Annotated in this window: 11 protein-coding genes; 2 read left to right on the top strand and 9 right to left on the bottom strand. The window is 72.8% G+C overall.

The features are described from left to right. Positions 1 to 23 precede the first annotated feature (23 nt). Genes recN through M878_RS82485 form a run of 4 tightly spaced genes read right to left on the bottom strand, consistent with a single transcriptional unit; the run spans position 24 to position 3,882 of the window. Complete coding sequence (gene recN / locus M878_RS82500; RefSeq protein WP_023551773.1) at positions 24 to 1,766, bottom strand: DNA repair protein RecN; 1,743 nt, start codon at positions 1,764 to 1,766, stop codon at positions 24 to 26. 39 nt (positions 1,767 to 1,805) lie between these two features. Further along, the gene (locus M878_RS82495; protein WP_023551772.1) at positions 1,806 to 2,711 is read right to left on the bottom strand and encodes an NAD kinase; all 906 of its coding nucleotides are present in this window, start codon (positions 2,709 to 2,711) and stop codon (positions 1,806 to 1,808) included. Continuing rightward, complete coding sequence (locus M878_RS82490; protein ID WP_023551771.1) at positions 2,708 to 3,523, bottom strand: TlyA family RNA methyltransferase; 816 nt, start codon at positions 3,521 to 3,523, stop codon at positions 2,708 to 2,710. The genes M878_RS82495 and M878_RS82490 overlap by 4 nt, the downstream gene beginning before the upstream one ends. 59 nt (positions 3,524 to 3,582) lie before the next feature. Continuing rightward, positions 3,583 to 3,882 (bottom strand): hypothetical protein, encoded by a 300-nt coding sequence (locus tag M878_RS82485; RefSeq protein WP_023551770.1) that lies wholly within the window; start codon positions 3,880 to 3,882, stop codon positions 3,583 to 3,585. A 42-nt stretch (positions 3,883 to 3,924) separates the two neighbouring features. Here M878_RS82485 and M878_RS82480 point away from each other — a divergent pair, with 42 nt between their 5' ends. After that, positions 3,925 to 4,272, top strand: coding sequence for a hypothetical protein (locus M878_RS82480; protein ID WP_023551769.1), 348 nt, complete (start codon positions 3,925 to 3,927; stop codon positions 4,270 to 4,272). On the opposite strand, the gene M878_RS82475 is transcribed toward M878_RS82480, so the two are convergent. The 4 genes from M878_RS82475 to M878_RS82460 all read right to left on the bottom strand — a co-directional run bounded on the left by M878_RS82475 (position 4,256) and on the right by M878_RS82460 (position 8,280). Beyond that, positions 4,256 to 5,095 (bottom strand): ABC transporter ATP-binding protein, encoded by an 840-nt coding sequence (locus M878_RS82475; RefSeq protein WP_209445579.1) that lies wholly within the window; start codon positions 5,093 to 5,095, stop codon positions 4,256 to 4,258. The genes M878_RS82480 and M878_RS82475 overlap by 17 nt on opposite strands. After that, on the bottom strand, positions 5,092 to 6,123 hold the full coding sequence (locus M878_RS82470; protein WP_209445662.1) for a FecCD family ABC transporter permease: 1,032 nt from the start codon (positions 6,121 to 6,123) through the stop codon (positions 5,092 to 5,094). The genes M878_RS82475 and M878_RS82470 overlap by 4 nt, the downstream gene beginning before the upstream one ends. 11 nt (positions 6,124 to 6,134) lie before the next feature. Continuing rightward, entirely contained in the window at positions 6,135 to 7,178 is a 1,044-nt protein-coding gene (locus tag M878_RS82465; RefSeq protein ID WP_031226533.1) for a FecCD family ABC transporter permease, read from the bottom strand. A 73-nt stretch (positions 7,179 to 7,251) separates the two neighbouring features. Then, positions 7,252 to 8,280, bottom strand: coding sequence for an HAD hydrolase-like protein (locus tag M878_RS82460; protein ID WP_023551765.1), 1,029 nt, complete (start codon positions 8,278 to 8,280; stop codon positions 7,252 to 7,254). A 93-nt stretch (positions 8,281 to 8,373) separates the two neighbouring features. Between M878_RS82460 and M878_RS82455 the strand changes: the two genes are divergently transcribed. Further along, the gene (locus tag M878_RS82455) at positions 8,374 to 9,657 is read left to right on the top strand and encodes a DUF1015 domain-containing protein (protein WP_023551764.1); all 1,284 of its coding nucleotides are present in this window, start codon (positions 8,374 to 8,376) and stop codon (positions 9,655 to 9,657) included. Positions 9,658 to 9,736: 79 nt separating this feature from the next. On the opposite strand, the gene M878_RS49465 is transcribed toward M878_RS82455, so the two are convergent. Next, positions 9,737 to 10,483 carry a tetratricopeptide repeat protein gene (locus M878_RS49465; RefSeq protein ID WP_031226532.1) on the bottom strand — a complete coding sequence of 249 codons (747 nt, stop codon included), beginning with the start codon at positions 10,481 to 10,483 and terminating at the stop codon, positions 9,737 to 9,739. Between the last annotated feature and the right edge of the window lie 301 nt (positions 10,484 to 10,784).

Raw genomic sequence — 10,784 nt, 5'->3', positions numbered from 1 at the left:
CGCGAAGGTACCCGCCCGGCCCCTCACCCGTCCGCCCGGGCCGTCGCCAGCAGTTCCTCGGCGTGTGCGCGGGCCGTCTCGGAGTCCTCCTGGCCGGCCAGCATCCGGGACAGCTCGCGGATCCGCTCCTCGCCCTCCAGCACCTTCACTCCGGAGCGGGTGACCGACCCGTCGTTGGTCTTCTCGACCAGCAGCTGCCGGTCGGCGAAGGCGGCGACCTGGGGCAGGTGGGTGACCACGACGACCTGTGCGGTCCTGGCGAGCTTCGCGAGGCGTCGCCCGATCTCGACCGCGGCCTTGCCGCCGACACCGGCGTCGACCTCGTCGAAGAGGTACGTCGGCACGGGGTCCGTGCCCGCGAACACGACCTCGACGGCGAGCATCACGCGGGACAGTTCACCGCCGGACGCGCCCTTGGCGATGGGCCGGGGCGGCGCGCCCGGGTGCGGGGCGAGCAGCAGCTCGACCTCGTCCACGCCGGACGGCCCGTACGCCACCGCACGCCCGCCGACCTCGACGCCCTCCGGGTCCTCGGTCTGCCGGATGGCGAAGGACACGCGTGCGTGGGGCATCGCCAGCGAGGCCAGCTCGGCCGTCACGGCGGCGGCGAACCGCTCGGCGGCCTCGGCCCGGGCATCCGTCAACGCCTGGGCGAGCCCGCCCAGTTCGGTGCGGAGCGCGTCCCGCTCGGCGGTCAGCTCCTCCAGCCGCTCGTCGTCGCCGTCCAGCTCGGTGAGCCGGGCGGCACCCTGCTCCGCCCAGGCCAGTACGGCGTTGATGTCGTCGCCGTACTTCCGCGTGAGCGCGTTCAGGGCCGCCCTGCGCTCCTCCACGGCGGCCAGCCGCAGCGGATCGGCGTCGAGGTCGTCGGCGTACCCGGCCAGCTCCCCGGCGACATCGCCGAGCAGGATCCCGATCTCGCCGATGCGATCGGCGAGGGAGGCCAGCGCCGGATCGTGCGACCGCACGGCCTCCAGCGCCCGATGGGCCCCCGCGACCAGGGTCGAGGCGTCGATCCCCTCGGGGTCCTCGGGATTGCCCGCGAGCCCGGCGTGCGCGGCCGTCGCGGCGGACGACAGCGCCTCCGCGTGCCCCAGTCGCTCGGCCTCCTCGGCCAGCTCGACGTCCTCGCCGGCCCGCGGCTCCACGGCGGCGATCTCCTCAAGGCCGTACCGCAGCATGTCGGCTTCCTGCGCCCGCTCACGCGCGCGCGTGGTGATCTCCTCCAGCTCGGCGGAGACGGCCCGCAGCCGGCGGTAGGCCTCGGTGTACTTGGCGAGCGGCACGGCGACGGCGTCGCCCGCGTACCGGTCCAGCGCCTGCCGCTGTCTGGACAGCTTCAGCAGCCCCTGCTGGTCGGTCTGCCCGTGCACGGCCACCAGGTCGTCGGCCAGCTCGGCGAGCAGTCCGACCGGCACCGACCGCCCGCCCAGATGGGCCCGGGACCGGCCCTCGGCGGAAACGGTACGGCTGATCAGCAGGGACCCGTCGTCCAGCTCGGCCCCGGCCTCCTCGGCGCGTACGACGGCGGCGGCGTCCGCGGGGACGCTGACCCGGCCCTCCACAACCGCCTTCTCGGCCCCGATCCGCACGAGCGCCGGGTCCGCCCGCCCACCGAGCAGCAGCCCCAGGCTGGTGACCACCATGGTCTTGCCCGCACCTGTCTCACCGGTGACCGCGGTGAACCCGGGCGACAGCTCGACGACGGCATCGTCGATGACCCCGAGCGACCGTATCCGCATCTCCTCCAACACGGAACAGACCATACGAGGTCCGGGGCGGCGAGTGCACACAGGCCGCTCTTTCTAGTGAGGCGCCCCCCGCCATCCCGTGGTCGGCAGCGCGAACTTCGCCACCAGCCGATCGGTGAAGGACGAGTGATGCAGCCGAGCCAGCCGCACCGGCACGGCCCCCCGCCGCACCTCCACCCGCGCCCCCGGCGGCAACTCCACGGTCCGCCGCCCGTCGCACCACAGCACCCCGGGCGAGATGTGCGGCAGCACTTCCACGGCGAGCACCGAATCCGGCGACGTGACCAGCGGCTTGGCGAACAGCGCGTGCGCACTGATCGGCACCATCAACAACGCCTCCACCTCGGGCCACACCACGGGCCCGCCCGCGGAGAACGCATACGCCGTGGACCCGGTGGGCGTGGACAGGATCACCCCGTCGCACCCGAACTCCGACACCGGCCGCCCGTCGATCTCCAGCACGACTTCCAGCAGCTTCTCGGCGCCGGCCTTCTGCACGGCCGCCTCGTTCAGCGCCCAGTCCGTGTGCACGAGGTCCCCGTTGCGGTGCACGACGACATCGACGGTCATCCGCTCCTCGACCTCGTACGACCGCGCCACCACCCGGTCAACCACCCGATCGAGGTCGTCCCGCTCGGCCTCCGCGAGGAACCCCACGCGGCCGAGGTTGACGCCGAGCATCGGCACCCCCGAGGCCCTGGCGAACTCCGCCCCCCGCAGCAGCGTGCCGTCGCCGCCGAGCACGATCAGCAGCTCGCAGCCGTCGAGGCACTGCGGAGTCGCCTCCTTGACCAGCACCACCTCGTCAGGCAACGGCAGGTCGCGCGCCTCCTCCTCCAGCACCCGCACCCCGATGTCATGCCGCAGCAGGCCCTTGACGACGAGTTCCGCACTGCGGATCGCCGCGGGCCGCCCGGTGTGGGCGAGCAGGAAAACAGTACGCGCCAGGTTCTGTGTCAACGCGGCCCCTCCGCCACTGCACGGTCGACGTCGGCCGGGTCCACCTGGGGTGCCCCCGCCCGCAGCCAGAGAAAGTACTCCACGTTCCCCGAGGGCCCGGGCAGCGGACTGGCGGTGACTCCCTGCACCCCGAGCCCCAGCTCCCAGGCCTTCTCGGCCACTGCCCGCACGGCCTCCGCCCGCAGCTGCGGACTCCGTACGACACCCCCGCTGCCGAGCCGCTCCTTCCCCACCTCGAACTGCGGTTTGACCATCATCACCAGGTCGGCGTCCGGCTTCACGCACCGCATCAAGGCCGGCAGCACCAGCCCGAGCGGAATGAAGGACAGATCGCCCACGACAAGATCCACAGGTTCCCCATCGATCGCCTCGAGCGTCAACTCGCGTACGTTCGTACGGTCCTTGACGGTGACGCGTTCATCGCTCTGGAGAGACCAGGCGAGCTGGCCGTACCCGACGTCGACGGCAACGACATGGGCGGCGCCCGCGCGCAGCAGGACATCGGTGAAGCCACCGGTGGACGCGCCGGCGTCCAGCGCGCGCCGGCCCTCGACCACCAGCCCCTGCGGGACGAAGGCCTGCAGCGCGCCGGCGAGCTTGTGCCCGCCCCGGGAGACGTAGTCGGGGTCGCTGTCGTCGGCCTGGACCACGATCGCGGCGGCCGTCTCCACCTGGGTGGCCGGCTTGGTCGCCACGGTCTTGCCGACGGTGACCCGCCCGGCGGCGATCAGCTGGCTGGCGTGCTCACGCGAACGCGCGAGCTTCCGGCGGACCAGCTCCGCGTCCAGACGACGGCGTGCGACTCCTGCCACGTTCGGTTCAGCTCCTGCTCTGGTGGTACGACAATCCAAAAGGTGCGACCCGAAGGGTCTCATTGAGGGGCGGTGGTCGGGTGACGGGTGGGAACCGGAGGTGCCGGGCGGGCGTCGAGCGCGATGAGCGCGTCGCGCAGCCCCCCGTGTACATCCTCGTACACCTCGATGTGCCCGTCGGTGGCGAGGTGGTCGGCGTCGGCCAGCCGCCGCAGCTGGGCGTCGACCTCGGCGTCGCCGGTGGGGGTGCGCGGGACGTTCAGGGGGGCGGGCGCGGCGGGGTCGTACGCCTCCGGTGCCTCCACCGCCTCCCGCACCGAATCCTGCGGGGTCTCCGTCTGCGGAACCGAGTCGTTCATGCCCCGACGCTACCCCGAACCGCTGGGGTACCGTCGTGGGCGATGGCCACGATCGAGGAGTGCCGCGCCGCACTGGGAAAGCTTTCGGACAACATGCAGGGCGCCGAGGGCGACGCGCGCGCGGCCGCCGCCCTGGACCGCTCGGTGAGCTGTCACATCACCGATCTGGATGTCACCTTCGCCGGCCGGATGACGGGCGGCCGGATCGAGGTGGACGGCACACACCCCGGCCCGCCGCGGGAGAAGGCGCAGATCGGGCTCGCCATGGCCGGGGACGATCTGGTGTCCCTGGTGGCCGGCGAGCTGAACTTCGCGTCCGCCTGGGGCACGGGCCGGGTGCGGCTGGACGCGAGCCTGCTGGACCTGTTCCGGCTCAGGAAGCTGCTGTGACCCGCGCCTTTCGGGCCGCAGGTACCACCAAGGGCGTCCCCGTCTCCGGGTCGTCGATGACCTGGCAGCGCAGCCCGAACACCTGCTCCACCAGCTCGGCCGTGACGATGTCGCCGGGGGCACCCTGGGCGATCACCTCGCCGCCGCGCAGGGCGATCAAGTGGGTGGCGTAGCGCGCCGCGTGGTTCAGGTCGTGCAGCACCGCGACCAGCGTCCGTCCCTGCTCCTCGTGCAGCTCGGCGCACAGGTCGAGGACGTCGATCTGGTGCTGGATGTCCAGGTAGGTGGTGGGCTCGTCCAGGAGCAGCAGCGGGGTCTGCTGGGCCAGCGCCATGGCGATCCACACCCGCTGCCGCTGCCCGCCGGACAGCTCGTCGACGTACCGGTCGGCCAGCCCGTCGACCCCGGTCTGCCGCATGGATTCCTGTACGACCCGCTCGTCCTCCGCCGACCACTGGCGCAGCAGGCCCTGGTGCGGGTAACGGCCGCGGCCGACGAGGTCGGCGACGGTGATGCCGTCGGGCGCGATGGACGACTGCGGCAGCAGGCCGAGGGTCCGCGCGACCTTCTTCGCGGGCATCGACTGGATGACCTGCCCGTCGAGCAGCACCCGGCCCTGGCTCGGCCTGAGCATCCGTGACAGTGCCCGCAGCAGCGTCGACTTGCCGCACGCGTTCGGGCCGACGATCACCGTGAAGGAGTTGTCGGGGATCTCCACCGACAGCTGCTCGGCGATGACGCGCTGGTCGTAGGCGAGGGTGACGTTCTCGGCGGACAGGCGGTTCACAGTGCTCCTAGTCGTGTTCGTGGTGGTGCCGCTCATATCCGGCCCGCCCTGCGCTCGGTGACCAGCAGCCACAGCAGATAGCCGCCGCCGAGGACGCCGGTGACCACGCCGACGGGCAGCTGGTCGGCGCCGAAGGCGCGCTGGGAGGCCCAGTCGGCGGCGACCAGCAGGGCGGCACCCATGCACAGGGAGGGCACCAGGTTCGGGCCCGGCGAGCTGGTCAGGCGCCGGGCGAGCTGGGGCGCGGTGAGCGCGACGAAGCTGACGGGGCCGGCGGCCGCGGTGGCAGCGGCGGTGAGCAGTACGGCGGACACCATCAGCACCAGCCGGACGCGCTGTACGCGCACCCCGAGGGCGTTCGCGACGTCATCGCCCATCTCCAGCATCCTCAGGCCGCGCGCGTTCGCGAGGACCACCGGGACAAGCACCGCGCACAGGGCGAGCAGCGGCCAGACCTGGTCCCAGTCACGGCCGCCCAGCGAGCCGGTCATCCACACGACCGCGCGGGCCGCGTCGACCAGGTCGGCCTTGGTCAGCAGATAGCCGTTGACGGCCGTGGCGATCGCGGAGACTCCGATGCCGACCAGGACCAGCCGGTATCCGTGCACGCCCTGCTTCCAGGCGAGCAGATAGATGGCGAGGCCGGTCGCCAGGCCGCCGGCCAGGGCACCGAGGGTGACCTGTGTGGTGCTGCCGGACATCAGCACGATCACGACCAGCGCGCCGGCCGTCGAGCCCTGGGACAGGCCGAGGACGTCCGGACTGCCGAGCGGGTTGCGCGAGACGGACTGGAACAAGGCGCCGCCGAGGCCGAGCGAGGCGCCGACCAGCAGGCCGACCAGGACCCGCGGCAGCCGCAGCTCGGTGACGATGAAGTCCTGGTAGGCGTTGCCGTTCCCGGCGAGGGTCCGGAGCACATCGGCCGCCGGGATCTTGGCGTCGCCGGTGCCGATCAGCGCGACGCCCGCGGCACAGGCGGCGGCGAGCAGCAGGACGACGACGATGAGGGCCCGCAGGTCGAGGCGCAGGGAGAGCCCGCCGGGAGCGCGTACGGCCCGGTTCATGGATCGGGTCTTCACAGCTGGGCCGTCCTCCGCCGTCGTACGAGAAAGATGAAGACCGGGCCGCCGATGATCGCGGTGACGATGCCGACCTGGAGTTCCGAGGGGCGGGCCACGACCCGGCCGATGACGTCGGCGCCGAGCAGCAGCACCGGCGACAGGACCGTGGCGTACGGCAGGATCCAGCGCAGGTCGGGGCCGGTGAAGGAACGTACGACGTGCGGGACCATCAGGCCGACGAACACGATCGGACCGCAGGCGGCGGTCGCGGCCCCGCACAGCACGGTGGCGGCGAGCATGGCCAGCGCCCGGGTGCGGTTGAGGTTGGCGCCGAGGGCGCGGGCGGTGTCGTCGCCCATCGCGACGGCGTTCAGCGGCCGGGCCAGCCCGAGCGCCAGGATTGTGCCGACCGCGAGGAACGGCAGCACCTGCAGGATGGTCGAGTTGGTGGCCGAGGCCAGCGAACCCACCGTCCAGAAGCGCATCTTGCCCAGTGCCGCGTCATCCATGATCATCACGGCCTGGAGATAGCCGTACAGGGCGGCGCTGATCGCCGTACCCGCGAGCGCGAGCCGCACCGGGGTGGCGCCCCTGCTGCCGCCGAGGAACCACACCAGCGCGCCGACCGCGGCCGCCCCGACGAAGGCGAACCACACATAGCCGGTGAGGCTGGTGACGCCGAAGTAGGTGATGGCCGTGACGACGGCGGCGGAGGCGCCCGCGTTGATCCCGAGCAGTCCGGGGTCGGCCAGCGGATTGCGGGTGAGCGCCTGCAGCACCGCGCCGGAGAGTCCGAGCGCCGCACCGGCGAGCAGGCCCAGGACCGTGCGCGCGAGCCGCTCGTCCACGACGACGTCGCCGTATCTCCCGGTGTCATGGAACAGGCCGTGCCAGACCTGGTCCAGCGACAGGGCTTTCGCCCCGATCGCGATGCTCGCCAGGGCGACGAGCACCAGTATCGCGACGGAGAGCAGGAGCCCAAGGGCCCTTGCCGCCCGGCGGGTTGGGGGCGCGGGGGCGGTCTCCGCGCGCTGTTCCGGAGGACTGTCGACCAACACGAGGTTAGGTTAGCCTACCCTCGCTATCGAACTCGATCCCCGGGCCTCGTCGTTCTCGTTCGCCGGGGCCTCCTCACAGCCCGAGGCGCGCCAGCGCCTTCCCCCCGTCCAGCTCGCAGGAGCCCTCCCCGGCCGCCGTCCAGGCCGCCGCGCACAGGGCCCGCAGACCGTCCAGCGGCTCGCCGTCACCCTCCAGTTCCAGCCGGTCTGCCCCAGCCCTCGCCGTGAACCCTCCGCAGCGGAAGCCGTCACCGTCCGCCGTGACCTCCGGCTGCCCGGTGAGCAACCCGCGCAGATCCGCGTCCACGAACGTCGGCCGGTGCTGCGGCGGCGCCGCGAGCAGCTGGGCGCCGTCGGTGACACCGGTCAGCACCAACAGCGAGTCGACCCGGCCGTTGAACGCGCCCTCGATGTCCGTGTCCAGCCGGTCCCCGACCACCAGCGGCAGCTTCGCGCCGGTGCGGATGACCGTCTCCTTGTGCATCGGCGGCAGCGGCTTCCCGGCCACCTGCGGCTCCTTGCCGGTCGCGATCCGTACGACCTCCACGGCCGCCCCGTTGCCCGGAGCGATGCCCCGCCCGCTCGGGATCGTCAGGTCGGTGTTGGAGGCGAACCACGGCACCCCGCGCGCGACCGCGTACGACGCCTCCGCGAACCGGCCCCAGGCCAGATCCGGCCCGCCGTACCCCTGCACGACCGCCGCCGGGTCGTCGTCCGCCGACTCCACGGGGGTCAGCCCCCGCTCGCGCAGCGCCACCCGCAGCCCCTCGCCGCCGATGACCAGCACCCGCGCCCCGGCCGGCACCTGCTCGCTGATGAGCCGCGCGACCGCCTGCGCGGAGGTGATGACGTCATCCGGCCCCGTCGGTATGCCCAGCTCTGTCAGATGCCCGGCGACGGTGTCCGGGGTCCGCAGCGCGTTGTTGGTGACGTACGCCAGATGCATCCCGCCCGAGCGCGCCACCGCCAGCGAGTCGACCGCGTACGCGATCGCGTTCCCCCCCGCGTACACCACCCCGTCCAGATCGAGCAGCGCCGTGTCGTACGCCTCGCTCAGGGGCTGCCCACTGCCCTCGGGCCTCGTCCTGACCGCCTGGCTCATTCCACATCGCTCCTCGTCCAGTGACCTTCAACGGCGTTCAAAGGCCTTTCCCCCGATCATCCCGCACGCCACTGACACACGTACGATGCCCTGATGAACACTGCAGGTCACTCGGAAGCAACGGCGCACCGGGGCCTGGAACTCACCCCGTTCCGAGGCCTTCGCTACGACCCCGACCGGGTCGGCAGCCTCGCCGCCGTCACCTCCCCGCCGTACGACGTCGTCGTACGCCCCGACGGGGTGCACCACCTCCAGTCCGCCGACCCGCACAACATCGTCCGCCTGATCCTCCCCCAGGCCGGCACCCCGAGCGCCGGCACCGAACAAGCCGCCCACACCCTGCGCCGCTGGCTGGACGAGGGCATCCTCGCCGCCGACCCGGAACCCGGCCTGTACGTCTACGAGCAGCGCGACGAGGGCGGCATGCTCCAGCGCGGCGTCATCGGCGCCCTGCGCGTCTCGGCGCCCGCGGAGGGCGTGGTGCTGCCGCACGAGGACGTCATGCCGCCCGTGGTCGCCGACCGCGCCGCCCTGATGCGCGCCACGCGCGCGAACCTCGAACCGCTGCTGCTGACGTACCGCGGTGACGGGACCGCGGCCGAGGTCGTCGAACGCACGGCGGAGAAACCCGCGCTCCTGGCCACGACCACCGAGGACGGCGTCCACCACCGCCTGTGGTCCATCACCGACCCCACCGACGTGGCCCGCATCCAGTCCGACCTCGGCCGCCAGCAGGCCCTGATCGCCGACGGCCACCACCGCTGGGCCACCTACCTGCGGCTGCGCGCCGAGCACCCGTCCCCCAGCCCCTGGGACCACGGCCTGGTCCTGCTCGTCGACACCGCCCGCTACCCGTTGCGCGTCCGCGCCATCCACCGCCTGCTGCACCACCTGCCGGTCGCCGACGCGCTCACGGCCGTCGAGGGCCTGTTCCGGATACGACGCCTCGACACACCGCTCACCGAGGCACTGGCGGCCCTCGCGGACGCGTCCTGCGCGGGCAACGCCTTCCTGCTGGCCGGCGACGGCGCCTTCCACCTGCTCGACCGCCCCGACCCGGACCTACTGGCCCGGACGATCCCGGCCGACCGCCCGGCCGCCTGGCGCTCCCTGGACGCCACGGTCCTGCACACCACGCTCCTCGACCACGTCTGGCTCATCCCCGAGGACTCCCCGTCCCATATCGCCTACATCCATGACACGGCCGCGACGGTCGCCAAGGCGGAACGCGACGGCGGTACGGCGGTCCTGATGCACCCCGTCCGCGAGGAGGTCGTACGCGACCTGGCCCGCCAGGGCGTGATGATGCCCCGCAAGTCGACCTCGTTCGGCCCGAAGCCGGCGTCCGGGCTGGTGCTGCGGGCACTGGAGATCTGAGCCGTCCGGGCCCCGGAACGCGAAAGAGGGCAGGCCCCCTGGGAGCCTGCCCTCTTCCTCTCATCTCACCGACGACACGTCAGTCCTCGTCGCCGTCGTCCTTCTGCGAGGCGTTCCCGGGCTCGCCCTCCGTCTCGCTCTCGCTCTCGTCCAGAGCGTCGACGAACTCCACGCCGTCCAGCTCGGCGAGCCGGTCGGAGGCGTCCGTGCTGCCGTCCCGGTCGGCCTCCACGGCCTTCGCGAACCACTCCCGCGCCTCGCCCTCACGACCGGCGGCCAGCAGGGCATCGGCGTAGGCGTAGCGCAGGCGCGCGGTCCACGGCTGGACCGAGTTGGAGGCCAGCTCCGGGCTCTGCAGGGTCACGATTGCGGCGTCCAGCTGGCCCATGTCACGCCGGGCACCGGCCGCGACGAGCCGCATCTCGACCTGACCGGCCTTGTCCAGCTTGTGCACCTCCGGGGCGCCGGCCATGTCCAGTGTCTTCTCGGGCCGGCCGAGCCCACGCTCGCAGTCGGCCATCACCGGCCACAGCTCCACGGTGCCGGTCATCCGCCGCGCGGCCCGGAACTCGGCGAGGGCCTCGCTGTACTTCTGGTTGGCGTACGCGGCGAACCCGGCGGCCTCGCGTACGGCGGCCACACGGGACGCCAGACGAAGGGCCACCTTGGAGTAGCCGTAGGCGCCCTCGGGGTCCTCGTCAATGAGCCGCGCGACCATCACCAGGTTCTTGGCGACGTCCTCCGCGAGCGTCTTGGGCAGGCTCTGCAGCTCCTGCCGCACGTCCTTGTCGATCTCGTCACCGGTGACGTCCTCCGGGATCGGCAGCCGCTTGATCGGCTCGCGGTCCCGGTCGCGGTCGCGATCCCGGTCCCGCTCGTCGCGGAAGCGGCCACCGCCGCGCCGGTCGTCCCGACGGTCGTCACGCCCCCGGAACCCACCGGGCCGACCACCGCGGTCGTCCCGACGGGGCCCACGGCCACCGCGGTCGTCCCGGCCCCGGAACCCACCGCGGTCACCCCGGCTGTCGTCACGCCGGAAGCCACCGCGATCGTCACGCCGGTCATCGCGCCGCTCGTCACGACGGTCGTCACGGCGGTCGCCGTAGCCGCCGCCACGGTGGTCGTCA

The organism is Streptomyces roseochromogenus subsp. oscitans DS 12.976, assembly GCF_000497445.1.
In the GTDB taxonomy this organism is placed as follows: Bacteria; Actinomycetota; Actinomycetes; order Streptomycetales; family Streptomycetaceae; genus Streptomyces; species Streptomyces oscitans.
This window is presented reverse-complemented; position numbering and strand designations above follow the sequence as displayed.

What these genes read in the sequence shown, in the direction of transcription:
- recN (WP_023551773.1), bottom strand. Translation starts at nt 1,766, where the DNA reads ATGGTCTGTTCCGTGTTGGAGGAGATGCGGATACGGTCGCTCGGGGTC.
- M878_RS82485 (WP_023551770.1), bottom strand. Translation starts at nt 3,882, where the DNA reads ATGAACGACTCGGTTCCGCAGACGGAGACCCCGCAGGATTCGGTGCGG.
- M878_RS82480 (WP_023551769.1), top strand. Translation starts at nt 3,925, where the DNA reads ATGGCCACGATCGAGGAGTGCCGCGCCGCACTGGGAAAGCTTTCGGAC.
- M878_RS82475 (WP_209445579.1), bottom strand. Translation starts at nt 5,095, where the DNA reads ATGAGCGGCACCACCACGAACACGACTAGGAGCACTGTGAACCGCCTG.
- M878_RS82470 (WP_209445662.1), bottom strand. Translation starts at nt 6,123, where the DNA reads ATGAACCGGGCCGTACGCGCTCCCGGCGGGCTCTCCCTGCGCCTCGAC.
- M878_RS82460 (WP_023551765.1), bottom strand. Translation starts at nt 8,280, where the DNA reads ATGAGCCAGGCGGTCAGGACGAGGCCCGAGGGCAGTGGGCAGCCCCTG.
- M878_RS82455 (WP_023551764.1), top strand. Translation starts at nt 8,374, where the DNA reads ATGAACACTGCAGGTCACTCGGAAGCAACGGCGCACCGGGGCCTGGAA.